Source organism: Exiguobacterium sp. s6, assembly GCF_018618155.1.
Classification (GTDB): domain Bacteria; phylum Bacillota; class Bacilli; order Exiguobacteriales; family Exiguobacteriaceae; genus Exiguobacterium; species Exiguobacterium mexicanum_A.
Genome location: NZ_JACSLN010000001.1, coordinates 169,498 through 194,628, shown reverse-complemented (window position 1 = coordinate 194,628; position 25,131 = coordinate 169,498). Strand labels below are relative to the sequence as shown.

Below are 25,131 nucleotides of genomic sequence, written 5' to 3'. Positions count from 1 at the left end.
GTTGTTAAATTCCGTCCGCCATCTCTTCTTTGAATCCGAAGAAATATGTGAAGACGAAGCCTGCCGTGTACGAAATGACAAGACCTGCGATGTACGTCAAGTACATGCCGTTGTCGATGAGCGGTGTGAGCGAGAGACCCGAGACCCCAATCCCGAGTGCTGCCGTCTTCATCGTCGCTTGGAAGGCGCCGCCGACCGCTGCGCCCATACAAGCCGTCAAGAACGGACGACCGAGCGGAAGCGTGACCCCGTAGAGGAGCGGCTCACCGATGCCAAGGAATCCGACCGGGATCGCCCCTTTGATGATGTTACGGAGGCGTTGGTTGCGCGTCTTCACAAAGATGGCAAGTGCTGCCCCGACTTGTCCGGCCCCGGCCATCGCCAGGATCGGCAAGAGTGCCGTGTTACCGACCGTGTTGAGCAACTCCAAGTGAATCGGTGTGAGTCCGTGGTGCAATCCGACCATGACGAGCGGCAAGAAGAATCCAGCAAGAACAGCCCCTGCGACCGGTCCACCGACTTCGAGCACGGCGTTAAGACCTTGCATGATACCGTCCGACAACACGCCTGCGACCGGCATGATCGCATAGAGCGCCGTGAAACCGACGACGAGTACCGTAAGAAGCGGTGTGAAAATGATATCGACCGCTGTCGGCATGAAGCGACGGACATGTTTCTCGATGTACGTCATGAGCCAAGCGGCAAAGATGACCCCGAACAGTCCACCCCGCCCGACGACGAGCGGTTCCCCATAAATGGTGATGTCCGCGAGCACCGGGTTGAAGAGGATCCCCCCGGCGATGGCACCGAGTACCGGCGTCCCGCCGAACTCTTTTGCCGTGTTCCAACCGACGAGAATGGCGAGATAGGCGAATACCGTGCTACCGAGCAACAAGAGGATTTGCATCCACGTTTCCGTCGGGTCGACCCCGGCGTTCTTCGCGAAGTTGGCTCCTCCGTTAATGATACCTGAAGCGACAAGTCCTGGAATGAGCGGAATGAAAATATTCCCTAAGCGACGCAAGAAGCGCTTGAACGGCGACTTCTGTTTGTCTTTCACTTTTTGACGTTCGATGGCGGCCCGTTCGTCCGGAGTCAAGTTCGCGTCGACCGATTCTTCTCCGATGGCGAGCCCCGTCTCGCGGCTGAGATGGTCCGCCACGCGGTTGACCGTCCCCGGGCCAACGACGATTTGCAACGTCTCATCATCGATGACACCCATGACACCATCGATTTGTTTCAAGGCGGCAAGATCCGCTTTCGTCGGATCCTTGAGCGCCAAACGCACACGTGTCATACAGTGCGCGAGTTGACGAATGTTGTCTTTCCCTCCGACATGCTCGAGTATCGCATGCGCAAGAACCTCTTCTTTCTTCATCTCGAATCCCCCTTATAATGCGTCACGGACGAATCCGTTCGCACGCTCTAATCGCTCGACTGCCTCCGCATGCGGGACATCGGCTAAAATCATGACGATCGCCGTCTTGACGTGCCCACCGGATGAATCAAAATAACGCGCGGCCGTCTGTTCGTCGACCCCTGTCGCTTCCGCAATCATCCGTTTGGCCCGCACCTCCAACTTCTCGTTCGTCGGCTGCACGTCGACCATCAGGTTTTGATACACTTTCCCTACCCCAATCATCGACGCCGTCGAAATCATGTTGAGGACGAGTTTTTGCGCCGTCCCTGCTTTCAAACGGGTCGAACCGGTCAATACTTCTGGACCCGTCTCGACCTCGATTTTATACTCGGCGTGGTCGCTGATTTTTGATCCTTTGTTACATGATAACGCAGCTGTCGTCGCCCCGACTTCACGGGCGTAATCGAGCCCGCCGATGACGTACGGTGTCCGGCCGCTCGCGGCGATTCCGACGACCGTGTCCTTCTCGCTCAAGTGAAGCGCTTTCAAATCATTGACTGCCAAATCCTTGCTGTCTTCTGCTCCCTCGACGGCTTTGATGAGCGCACGCTCGCCTCCGGCGATGAGTCCGACGACCATGTCCGGTGATACGCCGAACGTCGGCACACATTCTGCCGCATCCAAGATACCGAGCCGTCCGCTCGTCCCTGCGCCGATATAAATCAAACGCCCGCCTTGTTTGAAGGATGCGATGGCACGCTTCGTCACTTCGGCAATGACCGATAGCTCTTCTTTAATGACGTGGGGGACCGATTGATCTTCCTCGTTCATCACCGCGAGGAACTCCTCGACCGCCATCTCGTCCAAGTGCATCGTTCGTTCATTCCGTCTTTCAGTAGCCAGTTTGTCTAACATCGCCACCATCCTTTCTTCTCTCTGATTTCATTGTACTAACTTGAAATTAAAAGTCAAACTTATTTAAAAAAATAAGGAAGTAAAATTTCATAAAAGGAATGAGGATGCCGCCCAGTCCATTGAAAAAGCCCAGCCCATAGCGGACCGAGCCCTTCATTCGACCAGTTTCTTCATCACGTGGACGTGGTCGCCCCGTGCCGTGACGGAATCTTTTTCGTACACATAACCTTGTCGTTCCCAAAAGTGATGTGCCCGTTCATTGTGCGGCAAGACACCGAGCCGAAACACCGTCTGGAAAGGGCGCATATATTCCTGTTCAAGTTGCTCATACAGCCGTTGCGCGACGCCGGTACCATGAAATCGTTCGTCGACGACGAACAGGCCGAGCCAGAGCGATCCGTCGACTGGATGTTCTTTCAACAAATCAGCGACCGCGATGACGTCCCCTTCTTCAAACACGAGGCTGACGGTCCCTTCGGCTTCAAAGTCGGTCAAATTCTCGTCTCGAAACGCTTCAGGTGTCTGTCCGTTCAAGCTCGCGAACGCCGACTGCCGCAACAAGAACGCCGCGACCTTGTCGCGCCACGTCGCATCATAAACGTGAATCATCGGCGCAACTTCACCATCTCGTCACGCGCCTCGGCGTAACGGTCAATCAAACTTTCGCCTTTTCGGTGCAACAGACCCATATAGAGCGTATCGATGATCGTCAACTGGGTCATCCGTGACGCGATGCTCGCGATCCGGAAGTCACGTTCGACGCTCGGCGTGCAAAGACGGACGTCCGCCTCCCGATAGAGCGGAGATTTATCGAGGTCCGTGATGGCGACGACCGGCACCCCTTTCTTCTTGGCGAAGCGGACGAGTTCGAGCACATCTTTCGTCCGACCCGACGTGCTGATGGCGACAAAGACGTCGTTCGGTCCGAGATGCGGGATGAGTGACAACATGTAATGGAAGTCTTGCGACGTCTGGGCCGCATAGCCAAGTTTCGTGAATTTGTACTGGGCGTCGTACGCCGCCGTCGACGAGCCGCCGACCCCATAAAACACGACCCGATTCGCTCGGGCGAACGTATCGATCGCATGCTCGAGCTCGCGTTTGTCCATCGCCTCGGCGCACGCCTCGATCGCCATCTTGTTCACATGAATGACTTTTTGAAACGAATCGTACGGTGTGTCTTTCTGCTGTAACACGTTGAAGTCGGTGAGTGTCGTCTCGGTGATGGCCAAGTCTTTGACGAGGGCGAGCTTGAACGCCTTGAAGCTGTCGATGCCGACGACACGGGCGAACCGGACGATACTCGCCTCTGACACATCCGTCTTTTGAGCAAGTTCTTTCGTCGTCATGTTCGGAACGAGCGTCGAGTGGGTCAAAATATAGTCTGCGATTTTCTTCTCGACAGACGTCATCTCACTTTTAGCGAGTTCGATTTTTTTGAGTAAGGATTCCATCGGGTCATCCCCTTCCTACTTCTAGTTTCTGTTTCCATGATAGCGGATTCTTTCTGCACAAGCCAACTTGGATATGAAAAAGGTCAAGCCGAAGCTTGACCTGATCGTTATAAGTTTTTGGCATTGAACGTATCGCCGCCTTGAATCGTCCCGTTTTGGAACCCTTTGTCGAACCAGCGTTTCCGCTGTTCGGACGTCCCATGGGTGAACGAGTCTGGCGTCACATAGCCGCGTGCCTGTTTTTGAAGCGTGTCATCCCCGATTTGGTGCGCCGCATTCATCGCCTCTTCGACGTCGCCAGCCTCGAGGTAGCCCATGCCTTGGGCGTGGTGGGCCCAGACGCCCGCATAATAATCGGCCTGAAGCTCGAAGCGGACCAAATATTTATTGAACTCGGTCTCACTCATCTCGTTACGGAGCGGCATGATCTCATCGGTCGTGCCGAGCAACGTCTGGACGTGGTGGCCGACTTCGTGGGCGACGACATACGCCATCGCGAAGTCACCCGGTGCGTTGAAACGTTGACTGAGTTCATCATAGAAACTTAAATCGATGTATAGTTTTTGGTCACCGGGACAGTAGAACGGTCCGACAGCCGATCCCGCGATACCGCAGGCAGATTCAACCTGGTCTTTATACAAGACGAGCGTCGGTTCCCGATACGTCAATCCGTTCTCTGCGAATATATCGGTCCATACTTCCTCGGTATCCCTTAGCACGACCGACACGAAGTCTGCCATCTCTTCTTCTCGTGCCGAACCTTGATACGTCTCGGACGACTGTGGTTCGCCGATCCCGATGTTGTTGACAATGTCTGCCGGATTGCCCCCGTTCAGCAATGTGAAGACGATGACCAAGATGAGACCGAAGCCTCCGCCAATCCCGGCAATCCCTTTCCCTCCGACACGTTGTCCCCGTCGATCTTCGACATTACGACTTGCTTGTCTACCCTTCCATTTCATCCGCCTGTTCCTCCTACGTCTAGTCTGTCTTGTTCCTTACCCCGTTTTCACATATTTCGCACCTGCATTTTTTCTTTGTACCGTCCGCTCAATCGATTTTCTGCTTTCCACCCGCCCCACCTTTCACTAGAATGAAAGGGAACGAACTAAAAGGAGGAAATGTTATGCCATACGTAACTGTTAAAATGCTCCCAGGCCGCACGGTCGAACAAAAACGTGCCTTGATTGAAAAAGTGACGGACGCCGTCTCGGAGACGACGAACGCACCGAAAGAAAACATCACCGTCTTCATCGAAGAGATGGACGCGACGCACTACGGTCAAGCCGGCGTTATGCACGCGGACAAGAAGTAATGAGGTAAAAGAATGCCATGTCCCTGTTGTGGACATGGCATTCTTTTTACCTCAAAACGGCATTTTATTAGAAATAGTTTTCATAATCAAATCTTCTACGATTGTTTCGACTTTAGTGATTTCTAAAAAGCCGCTCTCATCAATCCGTGGAACCGCATTAGTCTCAAGGAATCTCCAATCATATTGAATCGTTTCTAAATCATTCGCATTGGCAATTTCTTTAGACGTTGCTCTCATTAAAATACGGAATTTATATGGCCAGAGCCCAGTTTTGTGTTTTTGCATCACAAAATGCTCATTTTGTTGAACATTAATCCAAAAATTCAATCCGCCCATTGTTGAAACAGGTTTTCTAAATGGCATAAAAAATCCTCCCATAATGTCTAATGTACAATCATTATACAAATATAGATGTTAACAGTGTTTGGATTTTTATTTTTTTGGTATATATTTTCAATTACATAATAAATGTTGGATGTATTTTTACAAATGTGGTCAGTCTTGCAGATTCACTTCAAACCGCTCGCTCGGGACGGTCGGTTTAATGAGATGACGCGTCGCACGCCAAATGTGATAGCCAATCCGATCGAGCCAGAGGAGAGCTTGCACCTTTTGAATCGTCTGGTCCATCTCAAGCTGATTGGCCGCCGTCTCCTCGAGCAGTTCGGCCCGGTGCGCTTTTCGATATTCGGCGAGCTGTTTCGAGGCCGTTTTCCACTGCCGAGACTCTTCCGGGGGCGTGTGATGGTTGAGCGTCTCCAACATGTCGAGTTCATGCAAGACGAGCTGGCGCGCGACCAGGAAGTCTGTGTCCCGGAGCGCGTCGACCGGGTCGACTTCTCGCATGACGAACAGCCACCGCTCCAAATGATCAATCGTATGAAGCAGCGACAAGTGTTGCCCATAGTCATTGCGGCCCCGCCCTTCCTCCAATTGAATCGTGCTCAAAAAGACACGGACGTCCCCGAGCGTCTTCTCCACGAGTTGGAGCTCGTCGTCGCGCTTTCGTCCTTCCGCTAGTAACAGTTTCGTCTCTTTGGCGAGATAGCGCTCGATTTCAATCAACGAGCGTCGGGCCGCTTCGAGCGCGACCGTCGGGATGCGGGCCATGTTCGGGTTCAAGAACCGGGTCAGCTTCTCCGCCCGGCTCGGGACCCACTTCAGCAACCGACGGCTGAACGCCTCGTGGAACGGCAAAAACGTGAACACACCAAGCAGATGGAACGACGTGTGGAACAAGGCGAGCCGCAACAGTTCGTTCCAATTGAGACGGTCGGCCACACCATTGACGACGCCGAACAAGAGCGGGAAGGTTAGCCAGCCGATAAGTAAAATCGAGCCGTGGACGAGCACGTGCGCCAAGACGATGCGGCGGGCCGACTTCCAACCTCCGATCGACCCGAGCGCGACGACGAGACTTGTCCCGGCACTTTGCCCTAAGACGAGCAGACACGCTTGGGCAAGGGTGACCGTATCAGTCGCGAGCGCCGTCATCGTCAAGACAAGACCGATGCTTGAAGACTGTAATAAAACAGTCATCAACAGGCCCGTACCGAGAAGCGCAAGTTGGTGGAGCGGTGTGTCCGCTTCCCAACTGGCGAACGAGAACGTGACAACTTCCCGCATCGCCTCTTGGAGCGTTCCGATGCCGACAAAAATGAGGCCAAGTCCGACCATGAGCATGCCGATGCGTTTGACGCGCCGTCCAATCAAGCGCAGCGCCATGCCGACCCCGATGAGCGGGAGCAACAGCTCGCGGATATCGACGTTATAACCTAAGAGCGCCACGATCCATCCGGTCGTCGCGCTACCCGCGTTCGCTCCGATGACGAGTGTGAGCGCTTGGGTGAACGTCAGCAGGCCGGCACTGACAAAACTGATTGTCATGAGCGTCGTCACGGTCGAGGACTGAAACAACGTCGTCATCGTCGCTCCGAGAAAGGCACCCGAAACAGGTCCTTCAGCCAAGCGATTCAATCGTTGCCGGAGGCGTTCCCCGGCCATGCTTTTCAACGTATCCGTCAACAGCATCATCCCGAGTAGGAAGATGCCGACTCCCCCGACCAATGTGCCGATTCCCATGGTGTCACTTCCTTTTCAACGATTCAATCGCCTCGTAACGTTGACAACATCCATGTTTTTTCTGATGCGTGATCTTTCAAGTTGAGCAGTACGTCCTCCGGATAATAGATTTTCTCGTCGGACTGTCGTGAGTTTAAAATCGATTGGACGAGCATCGACACTTCCGAAATTTCCCGGCGGTCGCCATCATTCATCTTGAGATAGATGCCTTCGTATGTCCCGTGCCCTTTATACAAATCGTATGGTAATTGGCTGAGCTGATCCTCGAGCAAGTAGTAACGGGTCGGTAAACCGATTGCCTCCATCGTTGAACGCAAGCGGTCCATATAACGGACGCGGTTCGCTTCCGGGAAGTTCTTATATTTCAACAAACGACGGTTGACGAAGCGGCTCGCAAGGTCGGCCAAAATCGGGTCCGCCTCATCCATCCATTCCTGGAAATAGAAATAGACGATCGTCTCATCGAGCTTCAAATAATGCTCGAGCGTCATGTCTTCATGGTTAAAAATCGGCAAGAAATGCTTTGGAGTCATCTCGAAAGAATAACCCGATTCGTATAGTTCTTGCGCCCGTTCGAGCACGGCTTTGAGCAACAAATCGCTCGATCGCGTCGCCGGATGCAAGTAGACTTGCCAATACATTTGATAGCGGCGCATGATATAGTCCTCAATCGTATGCATCCCCGACTGTTTGACGACGACTTGGTCCTCATCGGGACGCAGTACCCGAAGCATCCGCTCAAGGTCGAACTTCCCATAACTGACCCCAGCGAAATGGGCGTCGCGAAGCAGATAGTCCATCCGATCGACGTCGAGCTGAGAACTGAGGATGTTGACGAGCAATCGGTTCGGGTGTGTCTTATTGATGATGGCCGCCACTTCTTCCGGGAAGCCGACCCCCATCTCGGACAGCACTTTGTTCACTTCCGTGTCCCCGAGAATAATCCGTTCGGTCCATACCTCGTGGCGAACGGCGAAGACGTGCTCGAACGCGTGTGAGAACGGACCGTGGCCGACATCGTGCAAGAGCGCCGCTGCGAGCAACAGCTCCCGGTTGCGGTCGTCCCACTCTGGATACTCGTGGAATTGGTCGATCAGCTGCCGAGCGATCTCATAGACGCCGAGCGAATGATGGAACCGGGTATGTTCGGCGCCATGGAACGTCAAAAACGACGTCCCGAGCTGTTTGATGCGCCGCAAGCGCTGAAACTCTTTCGTGTTGATCAATTCCCAGACGAGATGATCATAGACATATATATAGCGGTGAACCGGATCTTTGAACACTTTCGACCCCGATAATTGACCTCGTGACGTGTACATGACGTTGCCCCCTACGTTTCATTAATGATTGGATTCGACTTCTAGCGCGTGGTTCCTCCCATGCTATAATGGGAAGGAAATTATTTATTGAAAAGGAATTATGTATATGACCCATCCATTATTACAACAACCGACCTACCGTGTCATCGATCAGTCCTCGCTCGGTCCTGCGTTTCAAGCCGAGCAATCGTTCGCGACGGACGACACGCTCTGTGCGTCGACCGCGACGTCTGGTGCCGTCCTCAGGGCCTGGGTTCATCTAAACACGGTCGTGCTCGGCATTCAAGACGCCCGCCTGCCTCACTTGTCAGACGGCATCCGTTTTCTACATGAACATGGATTCCGTCCCGTCGTGCGAAATTCAGGAGGGCTTGCCGTCGTCTTGGATGAAGACGTATTGAACTTATCCCTGATTCTACCTGAGAAAGACGGAATTCAAATCGATAGCGGCTACGAGGCGATGACGTCGCTCATCCAACTCATGTTTCAAGACGTGACGACAGACATTGTCGCTGGCGAAATCGTTGGATCTTACTGTCCCGGCAGTTTCGACTTATCCATCGGCGGCAAGAAGTTCGCCGGTATCTCACAGCGCCGTGTCCGTGGCGGTGTCGCCGTCCAAATTTATTTGAGCGTCCGCAAGAGCGGGAGCGAACGAGCCGCGCTCATCCGTGACTTTTATGCGCAAGCCATCCAAGGTGAAGCGACAAAGTTCACCTACCCGGCCATCGTCCCTGAGACGATGGCGTCACTCGAGGACTTGCTCGGTATCCCGCTCACTGTCGATGACGTGTTGCGCCGCGCCTACACCGTCCTCAGTGACGTGAGCCGGCTCATACCTGGCACACTCGACGCAGACGAGCAGGCGATGCTCGTGACCCAGCTCGACCGGATGTGGAAGCGCAATGAACCGATCCGTGAGATTGAACAACAATTAATAGAGGAGTGACCGCATGTTTAAAATCATAACCGATACCGGCGCCGATTTGACCCAAGACCAGATCGTCGAGTACGGTCTCGAAATGCTACCGCTCGGTGTCGTCATCGACAACGACGAATTTTTAGACGGTGAGACGATTCAACCGAAAGACGTGTACGACGCGATGCGTGCCGGGAAGACGCCGAAGACGTTCCAAATCGAGGCGGCCCGCCTCGAACAATGTTTCCGTCAACATCTCGAATCGGAAATCCCGTTCCTGTACCTCGCTTTCTCCGGTGAGCTCTCAGGCACCTATCAGACGGCCGTCATGGTCGGAAACCTACTTAAAGAAGAATACCCGAACAGTACGTTCCATATTCTTGATACGCGTGCCGCCTCGGTCGGCCAAGGATTGTTCGTCAAAACGGTCGCTGAATATGGCCAGGACCACTCGTATGAAGAGACGGTCGCCTACGCGACGTCGCTCGTCGGCAAAATCCGTCATTTGTTCACGGTCGAATCGCTCGAGTATTTGATGCGCGGCGGTCGTGTCTCAAAAACGAGCGCATTCATCGGTGACTTGTTGACGATTTTACCGCTCCTCACGGTCGAAGACGGCAAGCTCGTCCCGATCGAGAAGATTCGCGGTCACAAGAAGGTGATGCGGCGCATCGCTGAGTGGATGACCGAGTCGAAACCGCTCGTCGAGGGTGGGCATGTCTTCATCGGTCACGGGGACGACCCGGTCAAAGCCGATCAGTTCGAGGCGTTGCTTCGGCAGCATATGAACCCGGCGAGCGTCACGAAGACGATCGTCGGTTCGGCCATCGGGGCACATACAGGCCCAGGCCTGCTCGTCGTCGGCTATTTTGAAGCATGACGAGCAAACGAAAAACCGCGAGCACCCTCCTGGGGCGCCCGCGGTTTTTGTTTACTTGTTCCAGTTGCGGAATCCGTCACCAAACTCGAGGTGCAAGTCGTCACCGAACACGCCGTTCTCGAACGTCGGTACGTCGACTGGGAGTTTGCCCGTCGGTTTCACTTCACCGAAGATGGCACGAATGCCGGCCGGGAGGTTCGGTCCTGCCGATTTGGCATTGCCCGCCTCTGAGTCCGGTCCGTTCGGGTCACCTTTGAAGCCGTAGATGATGAGCTGGGCCGGTGCGTCCGGCTGAACCGCCACATCGTACGGGTTACGCAGGCTGAGCAAGACTGACTTCTTGCCCGTCTCGTTCGCGTAACGGAACACTTCGGCCGGCACGTAGTTGTCCGCCGACGTCGATTTCAGCTTGACGCTGTTGTTCACGTTCGAGCCGACGATGATATAGTCGGCCGCGTCGAGTTTTTCTTTCAATACCGGGTTTTGATCCAAGTGTTTCGTAGATGCCGTATAGTTCGCGGCGATGACGTTCACGTCTTTCATGTTGCCGGCGTTCTTCTCGAGCGACTTGATCGTCTTGATCATGCTGTCCGTCTGGTCTTTCGCCGGTGACAAGACGAGGACCGTCTCACCTTTTTTCGGTTTGAACGGAAGCGTCTTGTCGTCGTTCTTCACGAGCGTGACGGCCGCTTCGGCGATCTCACGTTCTTTCGCTTTATGCTCGGCACTGCCGACGACCGCTTTCGCCTCGGCGAGTTTCGCCTCGAGCGTCGTCGTGTCGACCGACTCTTGCCAAATGCCGCGTTCCGCTTTGAGCGTCAAAATCCGCTCGACCGCTGCATCAATCTTCTCTTCTGACAGGCGTCCGTCCTCGACAGCGCCCATGACGTCTTCAAAAATCGTCTCGAGCTTCACGACGTCCGCATTCGACCGTAAAATCGTCGGCATGAGCGCGATATCCACGCCCGCATCGAACGTCTTGATGACCGCTTCCGCTTCCGTGAAGTTGTCGGCGATTGCTTGCATGTTCAAGGCGTCCGTGACGACGATGCCTTCATAGCCCATCTCTTCACGCAAGACGCCGGTGATGACATCGTCCGACAACGTCGCTGGGAGCGGGAACGTGCCGCGTGGCGAGTTCACGACCTCATCCTCGATTTGTGGCATGCCGATGTGCGCCGTCATAATCATGTCGATGCCTTCCGTGATGGCCCGTTTGAACGGTAACAGTTCGAGCCCACGCAAGTCTTCGAGCGACTTATCGACGATCGGAAGCCCGTAATGCGAGTCGACCGCCGTGTCACCATGACCCGGGAAATGCTTCGCCGTCGCAGCGACACCCTGGTCTTGAATTCCTTGTGTCATCGCCGAACCGAGCTCACCGACGAGTTCCGGGTCGCTCGAGAACGAGCGGACGCCGATGACCGGGTTGGCCGGATTGTTGTTGACGTCTAGCACCGGACCGAAGTTGACGTTCACCCCGAGTGCGTTCAACTCTGAACCGATGATATTCCCCGCGTCGTATGCGTACTGGCTGCTCCGTGTCGCCCCGAGTGCCATGTTACCCGGCAAGTTCGTGCCCGTTCCGAGACGTGTCACGATCCCACCCTCTTGGTCGATCGTGATGAAGAGCGGGACATCGTTGCTTTCGTCTTGTTTGACGACTTCTTGGAGGTCGTGGACGAGTTTCGTCGTCTGTTCGGTCTCAGTCACGTTTTCCGCGAACAAGATGACACCCCCGAGATCAAACCGATCGACGACACGCGCCACGTCTGTTGCGAGTGCCGTATGGTTTGCCCCGTTCCATAATCGGAAGTCTGGCATGATCATTTGGCCGAGCTTTTGTTCAAGCGTCATCGAATCGAGCTTGGCGTCGACACGCTGCTCAATCGACGGGGCCGGCGTCTCCTCTGCCACGACCGCGTTCGCCATCGGGACCGATGAGACGAGTAGTGCTGTCGTTAGCCCCAGTGTCGCCGTCCAGTTCAGTGCTTTGTTCATGTTTTCCCCACTCCTTTTTGAAAGTTTCCCCGACCCCCAAACAAAAAGGCATGGAGGAAGAAGCGTTGCCTCACCAACGCTCGTTCACCCCATGCCTGATCGTATCAGTTACATATGGTCCTTATTCAGGTGGTCAACGTCAGTATAGCAATTCAAAAAATGGGAAACAACACTTCACATGAAAGCGTAACCATTTTGAAATATATGTTCTGTTTTGACACACAGCTGACCTGTATTGGCAAAGCCAATAATTTCGCTGGTTCGAATTCGGCCCCATCTTTGGTAAACTCATTCCGTTAGGGGTTAACTTTCACAAAGGGGGAAATCATCTTGGCACGAGGGGAAATCAAACGAAAGCCGGAATGGTTAAAAATTAAACTGAACACGAACGAGACATACACCGGTCTCAAAAAGATGATGCGCGAGAAAAATCTACATACGGTCTGTGAAGAGGCGAAATGTCCGAACATCCATGAATGTTGGGCCGTCCGCCGTACCGCGACGTTCATGATTCTCGGAAGTATTTGCACACGGGCTTGCCGCTTCTGCGCCGTCACGACAGGCAAGCCGAACGAGCTCGACTGGGAAGAACCGAAACGCGTCGCCGAATCGGTCCGTCTCATGAACCTGAAGCACGTCGTCATCACGGCCGTCGCCCGCGACGACTTGAACGACTACGGAGCGACGGTATTCGCCGAGACAGTCCGCGCCGTCCGCGGGATGAACCCGGAGACGTCAATCGAAGTGCTCCCGTCCGATATGATGGGTGACTTCTCGGCGCTCCAGACGCTCATCGATGCCGGACCGGACATCATGAACCATAACTTGGAGACGGTCCGCCGCTTGACGCCGAGAGTCCGCGCCAAAGCGACGTACGACCGGACGCTCGAATTTTTAAAACGATCGAAAGAGCTGAACCCGGACATCCCGACGAAGTCGTCGATCATGGTCGGACTCGGCGAGACGCGCGAAGAGTTGATTGAGGCGATGGATGACCTGCGGGCCCACCACGTCGATATCCTCACGCTTGGCCAATACTTGCAGCCGACGAAGAAGCACCTCGACGTCGAGCGCTATTACCATCCAGATGAGTTCGCCGAGTTAAAAGAGATTGCGTTGGCGAAAGGCTTCTCCCATTGTGAGGCCGGACCGCTCGTCCGTTCCTCGTATCACGCGGACGAACAAGTCCACAAGGCACGTCGTCACACGATGTTGCCAATCGACTGATAGAAAGAAGAGACGTTTATGACTGGAACGACATGGCATTTGCTTCACACCGTCCCGCTGTCCCCGGCCGAGAACATGGCCATCGATGAGGCCATCGCCGGCTGGGTCGCGCGCGGTGACTTGAAACCGACACTCCGTTTTTACGCCTGGGCCCCGCACGCCATCAGCGTCGGACGCTTCCAACGGGCGACGCGCGACCTCGATCGGGACGCACTCACGTTGAACGGCATCCCGGTCGTCCGTCGTTTGACCGGCGGGCGGGCCGTCTTGCACGCAGATGAACTGACGTATAGCGTCATTCTCCCTGAGACGATGCCGTCTTTGCCGACGAACGTCATCGAGAGCTATCGTCTCTTGACCGAAGGGGTGCGCCGCGGCTACCACGCGCTCGGCGTCCCGGCCGAATTCTCGGTACCATTGACCGAGGCAGACCGCGAGGCACTCCGAAAACCAAAGTCGGCCGTCTGTTTCGACGCCGCTTCGTACTACGAGCTCGCCGTCGGCGGGAAAAAGATTGCCGGGAGCGCCCAAGTGCGCCACCAAGGCGCCGTCTTGCAACACGGCTCAATCCCGTTATCGATTGACGATGACGTCCTGTTCGACTGCTTCAATCTCGAGGCCGATGCCAAGGCGGAGGCGAAAGCCCGTTTCGGCGACAAGGCCGTTTCGTTGAACGAGACACTCGGCCGACCGGTCGCCTTCGACGAGGTCGCGGCGGCGTTCACGGACGGGTTCCGTGACACGTTCGACTTGACGTTCGAACCGCTGACGTTCACCGAGGCGCAGCAACAAGAGATTCAGGAGCTCGTCGCCAAATACGAGAGTGACGAATGGGTATGGAAACGCTAAATCCAAACAACACCCGATTGAAGAGAGGATCACCTCACTTCAATCGGGTGTTTTCGTTATTGTTGCGTATAAATCGAGACCGAGCCTCCGTTGACGAAGAACTGGCCCCAGCCGTCAGCATTGATTGTGACGAGACGGGCGTTGTTGTTCGTCATGTCTTTCCATACCTCGCCGGCGTTCTGTTTGCCGACGTACATCCACTTCGAGCCGCCCGGACCGTCCGATAGGATTGTCGCGAGACCCGATTTGGCGCGGTCGGTCACCCCTTCACGTGTCCAGCCGATGACGTCCTGATGATCGAGATAGTCATGCTGCGTCCCGTAGGCGAAGTCTTTCCGTGCCTTCAAAATCGGTTGGAGCGTGCCCGACATGTTCGGGATCTCACGGTTCGTCGTCCCTTTCGTTCCATAATAGTCCCCGTAGAAGAGGGCCGGATAACCTTGAGCGCGCGTCATGATCGTCGCGTAGGCGAGCGGTTTGAACCAGTTGGCGACCGTCGACTCGAGCGACTGGCCTGGTTGTGAGTCGTGGTTATCGACAATCGTCACGGACAGCGACGGATGCTGTTCGGTGACGGTGCCTTTCAAGATGTTGCGCATATCGTAATACCCGCCGCCGTTACCGGCCGCTTGGAAGTTGTAATGGAGCGGCACATCGAAGACGGAGTGCGTGTAGCCCGTCTTATACAGATAGTCGTTGATGGCACCGAGATCGTTCTTCCAATACTCGGCGACCGTGAACATCTCTTTCCCGGTCGTCTGGCGCACGCTCGTCACCCACTCCTTCAAGTACGAGTGGCTGATATGTTTGACCGCATCCAACCGGAAACCGTCGAGCCCGAGCGAGTCGGCGTACCATTTGCCCCAGTTCTTCATCTCTTGGCGGACCTCGGGATGCTCGAAATCGACGTCGGCATACATAAGATAATCATAGTTGCCGTTCTCGTTCGACACGTCCGTGTCCCACGCCTTGCCCGTGCTCTTAAATTTATAGATGCGGCTCAAGCTGCGTGACTGATCCCAATCGGTGCCGTCAAAATGGTACCAGCGCCATTTGAACGGCGAGTATGTATTGTTGCGCCCCGCGAAATTGAAGCCGGTCCAGGCCGAGATGCCGTACTCGCCGGACGTCTCTTGGTTCCGGTTCGACGGATTGACCTCGATCGCCTGAACGGATTCGGTATAGTCGGCCCCGCCCTTATGATTCATGACGACGTCGCCGTACACGCCAATCCCTTTACCGCGCAAGTTCGAGATGGCGGTCTGGAGCTGCGCTTTCGTCCCGTACTTCGTCCGGGTCGTCCCTTTTTGGTTGAACTCGCCGAGATCGTACAAATCGTACGCCCCATACCCGACATCGTTCTGTGACGTACCTTTGTACGCCGGCGGAATCCATACCGTCGTCACCCCGATGTCCTTCAAGTGCTGCGAGTCATTCGATAGTCGGTTCCAATGCAGTCCGTCGTTCGGGACATACCACTCAAAGTACTGCATCATCGTACCGTTTTGCGGCGTCGCCGCCTGTGCGACCGGTTGCCCGGCGAGCAGTGCAATCGCGGTGACACCAGCCGTCATCGCCAAGCCTTTCCGTCTTTTACCCATGCCCGTTCCTCCTCTTCAAAATGAATGCAAGCGCTTTCATTAATTATCATGCCTGATTCTACTTTCATTGAATAGAGGATTTCGAAAAAACGGTTCTCTGCGCCTAACTATTTTTTCCTTGAATAGTTCAGTCGACCAAAACAAAAACGGATGGCTTGTGCCATCCGCCTAGTTACAAGTCACGCTCCAATCGTTTTCGCTTCACGAGAAAACCAAGATACGGGAGGCCGGTGAAGACGAGTCCGATCACCACGAGGGTTTGGACAATCCAGATGATCGCCTCGGCCGTACCCGACCAATTTAATTGGAGCAACAGCATCAGCCCGATTGAAATGACCAGAAACACGAGCGCGGCTTTCCCCATTTGCCGCTCGACTTGCGCATATTTGTCATGCGTTGTCGTTTGATCGGTGTAAAGCGGTATGGCATCCGGACGACCTTTGAACACATGAATCTCATCACCGGTCGATGTCACGTGTTCCCAACCGCTCGCGGCGAACAGCTCGAAGTAATCTTCGTCCGGCCGTTGGCGGTAATCGAGACTGTAGCGTACGTCCATCGGCTCTCCTTCGACGAGCGTATAGCCGAGCGGTGCGAACTTCTCTAAATGCCAGCCTTCGGCGGCCATTTGCTGCAGCTTTTTCATCTCCCGCTCTTCGGCGAACGCCAGTCCCCAACTCGACATATATTTCCGTTTCATCGGTGTCCCTCCCCTTCCAAAATGAAGCGTGCATCGTCAACGATTGCTTGCCGTCGTTTCAAATCCTCGGCCACGAGTGCGCGGCCTTGGGTCGTAATCACATAGCGTTTCTGCTTGCCGTCCCCGTCAATCGGATCAATCAGTTGCGCGTTCACGAGCTTCTTGATGATGGTGTACATCGACGCGGGACCGATCTTGATTCGTCCGTTCGTCAACTCCTCGACGAACTGCATAATCAAATAGCCGTGACGCGCCTCGGTCAAGGCGAGCAGGATATAGAGCATGCTGTCGGTCAATTCTCCGAGTTCGATCGTGTCATTACGTGGCATCCCGCCACCTCCTATATCATTCATTGATATATCTTACCCTCACTATATATCGTTGAATGATATATGTCAATGAATGATATATAAAAAGCCGCAGACGGTTCGTCTGCGACCTCGTTAACTGGTGACGTAATCTAAATCGTGCAAGATGTATGCCAAGAAGAACAACATGCTCGGGTTCTCGTAACGCATCTGCACTTTACGGAGCTGCTCCCGATACGTGACCTCATACTCGGCCCCGTTCATCTTCCGCTCCATGTTCATCTTGATGAGCGCATCGAGTTTGTCCATCATATCGACGAGCATGCCTTCGTACGTGTCATCTTTCGAATCGGCCATATAGCGACGGAACGCCGGCTGCATGTAGTCAGGCAGGAGCGACAACAACGCCTCGCTCTCGGCTCGTTCGTATGCTTCGAACGCCGCACCGGTCTCCGCGGTCGAATGTTTCACCGGGCCGAGCACGTCCCCGGTCACCCCTTCGACGAGGTCGTGACAGAGAAGACGGGCCGTCAGTTCGGCGACATCGACGTCGACGTCATACTTCTCGCGCTCCAACAAGCCGCTGAACAGCCCGAGCGCGGCCGCCCGGAATCCATGGATGGCGTCGTTATCGTCAATCGTATTGAAACGGCCTTTCCAACGCCTTACGCTGTCCATCCGCATGACGTTCTCGATGAACGTCGCCACGTCGGTCTCCGCCTCGACTTGTTCGTAGAGCCAGCGGACCGATTCGAGCGGATGATTGCGCAGGGCTGCTTTCATCTCTTCAAGCTTCGCGACGAAATGGGGCGAGCCGTGTCCGACTTCGCGGCGCACGAACAGCATCGCGTCGAACGAGTCGATGCCGTCGACGAGCCGTCCTTCGAATGAGTCGTCCTCCGCCTCGACGAGAAAACGATAGAAATGCGGCCGCAGCGACTGCGACAGTAACTCGACGAGGCCGAGACTCGCCGTCCGCTCCATCCGTTCGATATGTTCTTTGAGCGTAGGTTCTTTTTTCGTCCGGTGCATGATCGGGCCGGTCTGCACTTCGTTCATATCATGGAACAACGCCTTCCCAAGCACGTCGAGCAAGTTGACGTCCTGTCCTTTGTTCTCTTCGTAGTATGCGGCGATCAAGCTGAAGACAGCGACGCGGAAACTGTGGCTTGCCGCGTTGTCATGATAATGCGGCGCATATTCGTCCCAGCGTTGCACGTTCTGCATGCGTGTCATCTTGCGGATAAACGTTCCGTTATGCATCAAATTCCTCCTTGGTTCAGTCGTTCCCACGAGTCATCGTGACAGACGATGTACAGCATATCGTTCGCTTGAAGCGGTGTATCGAGCACCGTCGCGTAATCAAGACGGTCGTTGACGGCGATTAACGTCACACCTTGACGCAACAAGCTTTCGGCAGCATCCCGGATGGTCGCCCATTCCGGTTTCGGCGCGAGCGCCTGGATGTTGCCCCCTGACTGTTTGCTGAGCAGCTGACGGAAAATCGATGTCGTCCCCGGTTGCAGCGTCGCTTTCGCCATGAGGAGTGACACCGAGTCGTTCGCGAGAATAAAGTCGTCAATCCGAACGTGTTTGAATTTCGAGATGTTCCGTTCCTCGCACACCTCGACGACCGTATGCAAATCGACGCCGCGTTCAGACGATAGCGCTTCGACCGCGGACGCGATGAGCAATGATTTTCCGTCGGCGAGGAGTGTCTCCGTGATGCGGGCATCCGCGAAGATGGCGATGCGGCGCGCCTTTAAAATATTGGCCTGCAAGAGTACCGCCTCATCCGACGCGTCACCGTGGACGAAGTGAACGTTATCGTGGTCGTACGGTTCTTCCTTCAACTGATCGATCAAGACGATCTCAGCCTTTGGCTCATAGATGAGCACTTCATCAATCGCTTTTTTCGTCTTCGGCGACCAGCCGATGTAGACGTAATGCCCTTCTCCTCGATACACTAACTTCCCCTCCCGTTTTAACCGTTGAAACGTCGCACCGACTTCAACGAGTTTTCCAATCAACGCCCCGATAATCCCAATCCCGAACAGGAACAAGAAAATCCCGAGCCAACGTCCCGCGACCGATGTCGGGAAAAAGTCACCATATCCGACGGTCGTGAGCGTCGTCATCGTCCACCAGAATGAGTCGAACATCGACGGGAACGTCTCCGGTTCAAGCACAAATCCGAGGACGGTACCGGTCAAGATGATGACGAGTGATGCCAAGACGACGTTTAAAAACGATAATTTCGATAATCCGCGCCAGACACGAAAAAAGATATGCACAGAAAAACCCCTCCTTTTCCTATATACTAGAGACAACTTACTTGATTTACGAAACCACCTTACGTTCGGTTTCGTATAGAAAGAAAAAAGAAAGGACGACGTCATGAACTCAATCGTTTTAGAATATCGACTTTATAAAAATGAACTTTCGTTCGAGCCACTCTACCATTATACATCGCTCGGCCTCGATGAAGTACTCGCCCGCCGCGAATGCGAATTTTTCGTCAAGGACGGCATGACCTACAAACAGCGCTCATCGGCGCTCGAAGGCGAGCAATATTTTTTGATTTACGTCGACCGCTACACGGAAGGGCCCGTCGACAAGCACGAGACGACCGACATTAAAGTGGAAATTCGGACGCTCGACGACCGGTTCGACAACCCGATGCTCGAGGCGTATTACGTCGACCGGCATCTCGACGCACTCGCCATGCTCGGCAGTCAATACTTGTACGTCGCCGGCAAAGAATACGAACGCGACTCGGCCGAGACGGACGAAGATCGTGGCGTCTATGTCATTTACGTCACCCCTACAGGTTATACATTGGAGGAATCAACATGAAGACAAGCAAAAAAATCTTGAGCGGTCTGTCGGCTGCTGTCTTGACCGCATCGCTAGCGGCTTGTGGCACCGACGAAACAGAACAAGCGACGTTACCTGAAGAACCGACCGGCTACGAGTGTGACGATTGGGATTGGGATGATGAAACGGAGTCATATTACTGTGATGATGATCGATCGCCTCACTTCGGTAGCTTTTTCTTGCTCGGCAGCCTCTTTAACTCAAAGAGTGCATTGAAGAACTCATCAGCGTATAAAAATTACCGCTCAAACGGCGGCGCCAGCAGCATCACCCCGAACAAATCAAACTCAGGCTCCAACTCGGGACTCGGTAGCGGCTCAAAAGGCGGCTTTGGGGGATGAAGCGAGACGCACTGTTTGGCCAAATCCCTTTCTTTTGGCCTGACTTGAATGACGAAGAGTACGCCCTTTACGACTGTCTCGCCATGTCGGATGACGTGGTGAGGCAGATTCGTGAGGCGACGCGTGACGTCGATGCGATTTTCCGCAAGACGAACCGTCTGCTTCGGACGCTCCCGGACGATACGCTCCGCCTGCTCGGTTATCCTGAGGCGAGCCTGCCGTTCCTGCGCGAGAAGGCGATCCCGCAAGAGACGATTATCGGTCGCTATGACTGGATCGTTAAAGACGACACGCTGAAACTGATGGAATTCAATGCCGACACACCGACGTTCATCAAAGAACTGTTCGATGTGAACGGCTATGTGACGACAGAATTCGAACTTGACGACCCGAACGCGGCGTCGACCGAAGAGCTCAAGGCCGAACTGCGAAAAGCCATCATCGCAGCATGGCAACGACTCGACCGGGACGGGGCACCGAAAATCGTCTTCACGGCCCACGATGACAACATCGAGGACAAATGGACGACGCGTTTCCTTCAAGAGACGCTCGATTTGCCGTCCGAGTTCGTCCCGCTCGACCGATTGCTCGTCGAGGCGGACGGCGTCTTCACACCGTCCGGGGAAAAAGTCGACGTGTTATATCGGCAGACGTACCCGATCGAGCATCTGGTCGACGACCGGACACCCAATGGTGATTTGATCGGCATCCGCCTGCTCGAACTGAACGCAGCCAAACACGTCTCGCTGCTCAATCCGCTCTCGGCGTTTCTCATGCAGTCCAAAGGCGTCCAAGCGCTCATTTGGGAACTGTATGAGGCCGATACATATTTCGACGAAGCGGAACGTTCCATCATCACAACGTATTTTTTACCGACGTATCTCGAGGCCGAGCCGTTTATCGGCCAGAGCGCGTACGTGCAAAAGCCCGCTTTCGGCCGGGAAGGCGACTCGGTCATCCTCTATGACCAAGACGGTGTCCCGTTCCATAAAGAAGCGCTCCAGACGTACGCACAAGAGACCGCCGTCTATCAGCAGTTCTTGGAACTGCCGACCCGTCTGACGAACACGGTCAACGGGCCGATTGAGACACATTACATGGTCGGCTGTTTTTGTTTGAACGGTCACCCGTCCGCACTCGGTGTCCGCGCCGGGAGCATGATCACGAACAACCAATCGTATTATTTAGCGATCGGCACACCCACTCACGAAGGAGACTAACACATGACATTCATCACGCTCGATTCAATCTTGAGCTTCCTGGCTCACCTCGGTACGGGATTTGGACTTATTCTAGCCGGACTCGTCGTCTTTGCCCTTACGACGAAGTACTCGGAACGTAAACTGATTAAAGAAGGCAACGTCGCCGTCGCACTTAAACTTTGGGGGAAAGCAATCGGTCTCGCCATCGTCATCTACACGGTGTGGGCGAACAGCGTCAACTTGCTCGATGCCTTCATCTGGGGACTCGTCGGGATTCTCGCTCAAGTGCTCGCCTTCTGGACGTTTGAATACGTCCTGACGCCAGGCGTGAACTTAGAGAAAGAAGTCGAGAACGGCAACCTCGCCATCGGGATCAGCCTTTTCTCCGCCTCACTCGTCGTCGGTATCATCGTCGCCGCGAGCTTGACGTACTAATCAAACAGCCCATGCGCTCAGGATTGAGGCATGGGCTGTTTCCATAGAAAGGAAAAGAGAAATGTTCAGACAAAAATTCATTTTGATTTTAGTGGCTTGTATCGCACTTATCGCCTTGATACAAAACGGACCTACATTTTTAGAGAATCGAAAGCTTGATCGCTATTTGGCTGATGACGGTTTTCACGCCTATGCATATGATCAATTCGATGAATCCTCGTTCGCCCTGTTCACAAACGAGGATGAGACTTTGGTCGGCCTCGCCGAGATGAGTGGAGACGGGTATGGTGCCGCGACCGTCGAGACACTCGAGGCAACTCCGTTCGACTATATCGAGTTTGAACATGAAGACACTTATTATTGGGGGGTGCGTCTCAACAACAACCCTCAAAACGTAGCTTCTCTCCGCATCATCGGAGAGCGTATGCAAGGAGAACACGTCCTCAACCGTCCCGAAGAGGATGCGTTTTCTAAATACCATATCTTGAAACTGCATAACGTCCCTCAAGAAGATTGGACGATTCAAACGTTAGACCAAAACGGGCAAGTGATTGACTCGATTGACCTATGAAAAACCGCAGACCAACGCTGGTCTGCGGTTTTTGTATTCTCTATTCCTAAACATTTTTAAGCACGGGCAAGTACGGCCGATGGACCGAAGAACTCATAACGGGCTTGTGGAATCGTTTGGACGACCGTCTCCATCATCGCGGTCGGACCGCACGTGTAGACGTCGTGTCCCTCGACATCAAGTGCTTCGAGTTGTGTCGCACTCATGCAACCTGATACGTCATCGACGTGTGTGATGAGCTGGAGACCAGCGTTCACGAGTTCATCGAGCTCTTCACCGAGCGGACGGAGGTTCGTGCTGCGGACCGCGTGCAATAACGTGACTGAACGCCCTTGGCCGAGTGCCGTTTTCGCCATGTTAAAGAGTGGTGTGATACCGATGCCGCCAGCGACGAGTGTGAGCGGACGATCTGTCTCTTCGAGGACAAATTCGCCAGCTGGGGCACTCACTGGAATTTCCGTGCCGACCGTCTGCTCATGGAGCCAGTTTGAGACGAGACCTTCCGCCTTCGGAGCGATCCAGTAGCCGTCTTCTGTCGTCTCGACGACGCTATATTGACGATGGTGCAAGATGTCTTCCCCAGCGATACGGGCTTGGACCGAGATGTATTGACCTGGGATGGCCGTCCCGACGACGCCATCGTTTGCTTTGATCCGGAATCGTTTCACTTCCGGTGTGTCTTCGATCACTTCAGCGACCGTGAACGGTTTGAAACCAATCCATGGCGCATCGGCATACATCTGTTTCTCGAGTGAGATGAAGACGTCGGCGATGACACCATATGCTTTCGCCCACGCGTCAATGATGTCCGGCGTGGCTGCTTCACCGAGCACGTCTTGAATCGCGCCGAGTAAGTTCTCGCCGACAATCGGATAATGTTCCGGACGGATGTTCAAGCTCTTATGTTTATGAAGCGCCGGTTGGATGGCTGGAAGAATCGCTTCGAGACGATCGATATGGACGGCTGCCGCGTAGACAGCGTTGGCGAGCGCCTCTGGCTGACGACCGCGTTTTTGGTTCGTATGGTTGAAGAAGTGGCGGACTTCTGGGTTGTTTTCGAACATGCGCTTATAGAAGTGACTCGTGATGGCAACACCGTGGTCTTTCAAGACCGGTGCGGTTGCTTTGACGATATCCATGGTTTGTTGATCTAACATATTGTTTCCCCCTTTTTGAAAGTACACGTCCATTATGTGAGGTAAGTCACTTCAAAAGCAATATATAAAATACTTGTTTAGACACGAGTTCAAATTTCCGCCTTGAATCCGCCACGCTTTTTTCACATCTTCCATCGTCGCGCTTTCGTCAGATGTCTTGTACAATGAACGGATGAAGAGGTGAAACATCATGCGGCTCACGCAAACGTGCGATTACGCACTCCGAACACTCATGTATAGCGCCACGTTCTCCCATCGTCTCGTGACGATTCAAGAAGTGGCGGATCAATATCAGATTTCAAAGAACCACGTCATGAAAGTCGTCTATGAGCTCGGCAAGCACGGTTATCTCGAATCGGTGCGCGGCCGTGGCGGCGGTTTCCGGCTCGCCCGACCGATGGAGGACATCAACGTCGGCGACGTCGTCCGGACGATGGAACCGTTCGAGCTCGTCGAATGTTTCGGCGAAGGACGATGTGTCATCGCGCCCGCATGCGACCTGCGGAGCGTCTTGAACGAGGCGATGCTCGCCTTCCTGCACGTGCTCGACCGCTACACGATTGCCGACCTCGTCGCCAACCGGACGAACGAACTAGCCATGTTGCTAGGCATACAAAACCCGACGGACTGAAATAGTCTGTCGGGTTTTCCTGTTATAGCGGCTTCAATTTGGCTTCGATCTCGGCTCGTCGTGGCTCGAGAAACGGCGGCAGCGCCAAGCGTTCTCCGAGCGTCTCGAGGGATTCGTCGGTCGTAAAACCAGGTCCGTCCGTCGCGAGTTCCACCAAAATCCCGCTCGGTTCACGGAAATAAATCGATTTGAAATAATAACGGTCGATCAGACCTGAATGACTGATGCCGAATGAATCGAGCCGCTCGACCCAACGCGCCATCTCCAAATCATCCTCGACACGGATCGCGACGTGGTGGACACTACCCCGGCCCGGGCGCTCCGATGGCAAATCGGGACGGTCGACGAGATGAATCTCTGTCGCCACACCGCCATCCCCCGTCTCGAACACACGAACCGATTGACCGTTCCGCTCGAACTCAGACACGAAGCGATATCCGAGCACGTCCGTCAGCACCCGCTCCGTCTTCTCGATCCGCCGCACCGTCCACTCGCTAAATCCGAGGCCGAAGACGGCGACGTCTGCCGGCGCCGGTCCGTTTTTCCACGGCGTTCCTGACCCGCCCTCGACGAGACAGAGCCGTTGTCCTTCCTCATCTTCGAAGTAGAGCGTTGGCCGCCCTAGCACATCCTCTACCGGATCATGAAGTACACCGAATTCCGAAAATCGCTCAAGCCAGTAGGACAATGCCCCGTCCGGCACCCGGAGCGCCGTCCGTGAGATGCTGCTCGATCCTTTATACGTCTGTCCAAGAAAAGGTAGCTCGAAGAATGTTAAATCCGTCCCCGGTGTCCCCGATTCATCTGCGTAAAACAAGTGGTACATCGACGGATCGTCTTGGTTGACCGTCTTTTTGACGAGCCGCATCCCGAGGACCTCCGTATAGAATCGCAAGTTCTTCAACGCGTCCCCTGTCATCGCCGACACGTGATGTTGTCCTATAATCGCCTTCATCCGACTTCTCCCCTTTCGACTTTGATTATATT

Annotated in this window: 27 protein-coding genes; 11 read left to right on the top strand and 16 right to left on the bottom strand. The window is 54.4% G+C overall.

Annotation, left to right across the window (positions count from 1 at the left end; translation table 11 throughout):
- Positions 1-4: 4 nt before the first annotated feature.
- The 5 genes from KNP75_RS01130 to ypfJ form a co-directional block, all read right to left on the bottom strand.
- Positions 5-1,378 carry a PTS transporter subunit EIIC gene (locus tag KNP75_RS01130; protein ID WP_034779348.1) on the bottom strand — a complete coding sequence of 458 codons (1,374 nt, stop codon included), beginning with the start codon at positions 1,376-1,378 and terminating at the stop codon, positions 5-7.
- Between the two features lie 12 nt (positions 1,379-1,390).
- Positions 1,391-2,284 carry an N-acetylmuramic acid 6-phosphate etherase gene (gene murQ, locus KNP75_RS01125; RefSeq protein WP_034779351.1) on the bottom strand — a complete coding sequence of 298 codons (894 nt, stop codon included), beginning with the start codon at positions 2,282-2,284 and terminating at the stop codon, positions 1,391-1,393.
- 144 nt (positions 2,285-2,428) lie between these two features.
- Positions 2,429-2,884 (bottom strand): GNAT family N-acetyltransferase, encoded by a 456-nt coding sequence (locus KNP75_RS01120; protein ID WP_215189399.1) that lies wholly within the window; start codon positions 2,882-2,884, stop codon positions 2,429-2,431.
- On the bottom strand, positions 2,881-3,729 hold the full coding sequence (locus KNP75_RS01115; protein ID WP_034779356.1) for a MurR/RpiR family transcriptional regulator: 849 nt from the start codon (positions 3,727-3,729) through the stop codon (positions 2,881-2,883). Before KNP75_RS01115 ends, KNP75_RS01120 begins: the two co-directional genes overlap by 4 nt.
- 107 nt (positions 3,730-3,836) lie before the next feature.
- Positions 3,837-4,691 carry a KPN_02809 family neutral zinc metallopeptidase gene (gene ypfJ / locus KNP75_RS01110; RefSeq protein ID WP_034779359.1) on the bottom strand — a complete coding sequence of 285 codons (855 nt, stop codon included), beginning with the start codon at positions 4,689-4,691 and terminating at the stop codon, positions 3,837-3,839.
- A gap of 164 nt (positions 4,692-4,855) precedes the next feature.
- On the opposite strand from ypfJ, the gene KNP75_RS01105 reads away from it, so the two are divergent.
- Complete coding sequence (locus KNP75_RS01105) at positions 4,856-5,044, top strand: 2-hydroxymuconate tautomerase (protein WP_012727443.1); 189 nt, start codon at positions 4,856-4,858, stop codon at positions 5,042-5,044.
- A 51-nt stretch (positions 5,045-5,095) separates the two neighbouring features.
- Here KNP75_RS01105 and KNP75_RS01100 read toward each other — a convergent pair whose 3' ends face one another.
- The 3 genes from KNP75_RS01100 to KNP75_RS01090 all read right to left on the bottom strand — a co-directional run bounded on the left by KNP75_RS01100 (position 5,096) and on the right by KNP75_RS01090 (position 8,445).
- Positions 5,096-5,407, bottom strand: coding sequence for a hypothetical protein (locus KNP75_RS01100; RefSeq protein WP_214792166.1), 312 nt, complete (start codon positions 5,405-5,407; stop codon positions 5,096-5,098).
- A gap of 132 nt (positions 5,408-5,539) precedes the next feature.
- The gene (locus tag KNP75_RS01095) at positions 5,540-7,126 is read right to left on the bottom strand and encodes a Na/Pi cotransporter family protein (RefSeq protein ID WP_215189397.1); all 1,587 of its coding nucleotides are present in this window, start codon (positions 7,124-7,126) and stop codon (positions 5,540-5,542) included.
- 23 nt (positions 7,127-7,149) lie between these two features.
- On the bottom strand, positions 7,150-8,445 hold the full coding sequence (locus KNP75_RS01090; protein WP_138858727.1) for an HD domain-containing protein: 1,296 nt from the start codon (positions 8,443-8,445) through the stop codon (positions 7,150-7,152).
- A gap of 100 nt (positions 8,446-8,545) precedes the next feature.
- Here KNP75_RS01090 and KNP75_RS01085 point away from each other — a divergent pair, with 100 nt between their 5' ends.
- Together KNP75_RS01085 and KNP75_RS01080 are read left to right on the top strand one after the other, a co-directional pair.
- Positions 8,546-9,394 (top strand): lipoate--protein ligase family protein, encoded by an 849-nt coding sequence (locus KNP75_RS01085; protein WP_215189395.1) that lies wholly within the window; start codon positions 8,546-8,548, stop codon positions 9,392-9,394.
- Positions 9,395-9,398: 4 nt separating this feature from the next.
- Complete coding sequence (locus tag KNP75_RS01080; protein WP_215189394.1) at positions 9,399-10,244, top strand: DegV family protein; 846 nt, start codon at positions 9,399-9,401, stop codon at positions 10,242-10,244.
- A gap of 51 nt (positions 10,245-10,295) precedes the next feature.
- On the opposite strand, the gene KNP75_RS01075 is transcribed toward KNP75_RS01080, so the two are convergent.
- Positions 10,296-12,245 (bottom strand): glycoside hydrolase family 3 protein, encoded by a 1,950-nt coding sequence (locus tag KNP75_RS01075; RefSeq protein WP_215189392.1) that lies wholly within the window; start codon positions 12,243-12,245, stop codon positions 10,296-10,298.
- 327 nt (positions 12,246-12,572) lie between these two features.
- Between KNP75_RS01075 and lipA the strand changes: the two genes are divergently transcribed.
- Together lipA and KNP75_RS01065 are read left to right on the top strand one after the other, a co-directional pair.
- On the top strand, positions 12,573-13,472 hold the full coding sequence (gene lipA, locus KNP75_RS01070; RefSeq protein WP_353049028.1) for a lipoyl synthase: 900 nt from the start codon (positions 12,573-12,575) through the stop codon (positions 13,470-13,472).
- Between the two features lie 18 nt (positions 13,473-13,490).
- Positions 13,491-14,321: a lipoate--protein ligase family protein gene (locus tag KNP75_RS01065; RefSeq protein ID WP_215189388.1), complete on the top strand. Its 831-nt coding sequence runs from the start codon at positions 13,491-13,493 to the stop codon at positions 14,319-14,321.
- Between the two features lie 56 nt (positions 14,322-14,377).
- On the opposite strand, the gene amyS is transcribed toward KNP75_RS01065, so the two are convergent.
- The 5 genes from amyS to KNP75_RS01040 all read right to left on the bottom strand — a co-directional run bounded on the left by amyS (position 14,378) and on the right by KNP75_RS01040 (position 19,224).
- On the bottom strand, positions 14,378-15,895 hold the full coding sequence (amyS, locus tag KNP75_RS01060; protein WP_251128252.1) for an alpha-amylase: 1,518 nt from the start codon (positions 15,893-15,895) through the stop codon (positions 14,378-14,380).
- A 199-nt stretch (positions 15,896-16,094) separates the two neighbouring features.
- A complete protein-coding gene (locus KNP75_RS01055) occupies positions 16,095-16,622 on the bottom strand; it encodes a DUF2812 domain-containing protein (protein ID WP_214753625.1) in 528 nt (175 codons plus the stop codon).
- Positions 16,619-16,951 carry a PadR family transcriptional regulator gene (locus KNP75_RS01050; protein ID WP_215189384.1) on the bottom strand — a complete coding sequence of 111 codons (333 nt, stop codon included), beginning with the start codon at positions 16,949-16,951 and terminating at the stop codon, positions 16,619-16,621. The genes KNP75_RS01055 and KNP75_RS01050 overlap by 4 nt, the downstream gene beginning before the upstream one ends.
- 114 nt (positions 16,952-17,065) lie before the next feature.
- A complete protein-coding gene (locus KNP75_RS01045) occupies positions 17,066-18,193 on the bottom strand; it encodes a YfbR-like 5'-deoxynucleotidase (protein WP_034779389.1) in 1,128 nt (375 codons plus the stop codon).
- Complete coding sequence (locus KNP75_RS01040) at positions 18,193-19,224, bottom strand: ion channel (RefSeq protein ID WP_215189383.1); 1,032 nt, start codon at positions 19,222-19,224, stop codon at positions 18,193-18,195. Before KNP75_RS01040 ends, KNP75_RS01045 begins: the two co-directional genes overlap by 1 nt.
- A gap of 103 nt (positions 19,225-19,327) precedes the next feature.
- Here KNP75_RS01040 and KNP75_RS01035 point away from each other — a divergent pair, with 103 nt between their 5' ends.
- The 5 genes from KNP75_RS01035 (at position 19,328) to KNP75_RS01015 (ending at position 22,356) form a co-directional block, all read left to right on the top strand.
- Positions 19,328-19,786, top strand: coding sequence for a hypothetical protein (locus tag KNP75_RS01035; RefSeq protein WP_021066042.1), 459 nt, complete (start codon positions 19,328-19,330; stop codon positions 19,784-19,786).
- A complete protein-coding gene (locus KNP75_RS01030) occupies positions 19,783-20,148 on the top strand; it encodes a hypothetical protein (protein ID WP_021066041.1) in 366 nt (121 codons plus the stop codon). Before KNP75_RS01035 ends, KNP75_RS01030 begins: the two co-directional genes overlap by 4 nt.
- Positions 20,145-21,368, top strand: coding sequence for a glutathionylspermidine synthase family protein (locus KNP75_RS01025; protein ID WP_215189381.1), 1,224 nt, complete (start codon positions 20,145-20,147; stop codon positions 21,366-21,368). The genes KNP75_RS01030 and KNP75_RS01025 overlap by 4 nt, the downstream gene beginning before the upstream one ends.
- 3 nt (positions 21,369-21,371) lie before the next feature.
- On the top strand, positions 21,372-21,785 hold the full coding sequence (locus KNP75_RS01020; protein WP_021066039.1) for a DUF350 domain-containing protein: 414 nt from the start codon (positions 21,372-21,374) through the stop codon (positions 21,783-21,785).
- A gap of 61 nt (positions 21,786-21,846) precedes the next feature.
- Positions 21,847-22,356: a hypothetical protein gene (locus KNP75_RS01015; RefSeq protein WP_215189379.1), complete on the top strand. Its 510-nt coding sequence runs from the start codon at positions 21,847-21,849 to the stop codon at positions 22,354-22,356.
- A gap of 56 nt (positions 22,357-22,412) precedes the next feature.
- Here KNP75_RS01015 and KNP75_RS01010 read toward each other — a convergent pair whose 3' ends face one another.
- Entirely contained in the window at positions 22,413-23,513 is a 1,101-nt protein-coding gene (locus KNP75_RS01010; RefSeq protein ID WP_214830969.1) for a globin domain-containing protein, read from the bottom strand.
- Positions 23,514-23,703: 190 nt separating this feature from the next.
- On the opposite strand from KNP75_RS01010, the gene KNP75_RS01005 reads away from it, so the two are divergent.
- Positions 23,704-24,144, top strand: coding sequence for an RrF2 family transcriptional regulator (locus tag KNP75_RS01005; protein ID WP_021066036.1), 441 nt, complete (start codon positions 23,704-23,706; stop codon positions 24,142-24,144).
- Between the two features lie 22 nt (positions 24,145-24,166).
- Here the strand turns inward: KNP75_RS01005 and KNP75_RS01000 are convergent, their stop codons facing one another.
- The gene (locus KNP75_RS01000; protein WP_215189377.1) at positions 24,167-25,099 is read right to left on the bottom strand and encodes a ring-cleaving dioxygenase; all 933 of its coding nucleotides are present in this window, start codon (positions 25,097-25,099) and stop codon (positions 24,167-24,169) included.
- Positions 25,100-25,131 lie beyond the last annotated feature (32 nt).

What these genes read in the sequence shown, in the direction of transcription:
- KNP75_RS01090 (WP_138858727.1), bottom strand. Translation starts at nt 8,445, where the DNA reads ATGTACACGTCACGAGGTCAATTATCGGGGTCGAAAGTGTTCAAAGAT.
- KNP75_RS01030 (WP_021066041.1), top strand. Translation starts at nt 19,783, where the DNA reads ATGAAGACAAGCAAAAAAATCTTGAGCGGTCTGTCGGCTGCTGTCTTG.
- KNP75_RS01085 (WP_215189395.1), top strand. Translation starts at nt 8,546, where the DNA reads ATGTATATGACCCATCCATTATTACAACAACCGACCTACCGTGTCATC.
- KNP75_RS01115 (WP_034779356.1), bottom strand. Translation starts at nt 3,729, where the DNA reads ATGGAATCCTTACTCAAAAAAATCGAACTCGCTAAAAGTGAGATGACG.
- KNP75_RS01000 (WP_215189377.1), bottom strand. Translation starts at nt 25,099, where the DNA reads ATGAAGGCGATTATAGGACAACATCACGTGTCGGCGATGACAGGGGAC.
- KNP75_RS01080 (WP_215189394.1), top strand. Translation starts at nt 9,399, where the DNA reads ATGTTTAAAATCATAACCGATACCGGCGCCGATTTGACCCAAGACCAG.
- KNP75_RS01020 (WP_021066039.1), top strand. Translation starts at nt 21,372, where the DNA reads ATGACATTCATCACGCTCGATTCAATCTTGAGCTTCCTGGCTCACCTC.
- KNP75_RS01065 (WP_215189388.1), top strand. Translation starts at nt 13,491, where the DNA reads ATGACTGGAACGACATGGCATTTGCTTCACACCGTCCCGCTGTCCCCG.
- KNP75_RS01105 (WP_012727443.1), top strand. Translation starts at nt 4,856, where the DNA reads ATGCCATACGTAACTGTTAAAATGCTCCCAGGCCGCACGGTCGAACAA.
- amyS (WP_251128252.1), bottom strand. Translation starts at nt 15,895, where the DNA reads ATGACGGCTGGTGTCACCGCGATTGCACTGCTCGCCGGGCAACCGGTC.
- KNP75_RS01120 (WP_215189399.1), bottom strand. Translation starts at nt 2,884, where the DNA reads ATGATTCACGTTTATGATGCGACGTGGCGCGACAAGGTCGCGGCGTTC.
- KNP75_RS01010 (WP_214830969.1), bottom strand. Translation starts at nt 23,513, where the DNA reads ATGTTAGATCAACAAACCATGGATATCGTCAAAGCAACCGCACCGGTC.
- KNP75_RS01055 (WP_214753625.1), bottom strand. Translation starts at nt 16,622, where the DNA reads ATGAAACGGAAATATATGTCGAGTTGGGGACTGGCGTTCGCCGAAGAG.
- murQ (WP_034779351.1), bottom strand. Translation starts at nt 2,284, where the DNA reads ATGGTGGCGATGTTAGACAAACTGGCTACTGAAAGACGGAATGAACGA.
- KNP75_RS01100 (WP_214792166.1), bottom strand. Translation starts at nt 5,407, where the DNA reads ATGCCATTTAGAAAACCTGTTTCAACAATGGGCGGATTGAATTTTTGG.
- KNP75_RS01005 (WP_021066036.1), top strand. Translation starts at nt 23,704, where the DNA reads ATGCGGCTCACGCAAACGTGCGATTACGCACTCCGAACACTCATGTAT.
- KNP75_RS01130 (WP_034779348.1), bottom strand. Translation starts at nt 1,378, where the DNA reads ATGAAGAAAGAAGAGGTTCTTGCGCATGCGATACTCGAGCATGTCGGA.
- KNP75_RS01050 (WP_215189384.1), bottom strand. Translation starts at nt 16,951, where the DNA reads ATGCCACGTAATGACACGATCGAACTCGGAGAATTGACCGACAGCATG.
- KNP75_RS01025 (WP_215189381.1), top strand. Translation starts at nt 20,145, where the DNA reads ATGAAGCGAGACGCACTGTTTGGCCAAATCCCTTTCTTTTGGCCTGAC.
- KNP75_RS01075 (WP_215189392.1), bottom strand. Translation starts at nt 12,245, where the DNA reads ATGAACAAAGCACTGAACTGGACGGCGACACTGGGGCTAACGACAGCA.
- KNP75_RS01015 (WP_215189379.1), top strand. Translation starts at nt 21,847, where the DNA reads ATGTTCAGACAAAAATTCATTTTGATTTTAGTGGCTTGTATCGCACTT.
- KNP75_RS01045 (WP_034779389.1), bottom strand. Translation starts at nt 18,193, where the DNA reads ATGCATAACGGAACGTTTATCCGCAAGATGACACGCATGCAGAACGTG.
- KNP75_RS01095 (WP_215189397.1), bottom strand. Translation starts at nt 7,126, where the DNA reads ATGGGAATCGGCACATTGGTCGGGGGAGTCGGCATCTTCCTACTCGGG.
- KNP75_RS01035 (WP_021066042.1), top strand. Translation starts at nt 19,328, where the DNA reads ATGAACTCAATCGTTTTAGAATATCGACTTTATAAAAATGAACTTTCG.
- ypfJ (WP_034779359.1), bottom strand. Translation starts at nt 4,691, where the DNA reads ATGAAATGGAAGGGTAGACAAGCAAGTCGTAATGTCGAAGATCGACGG.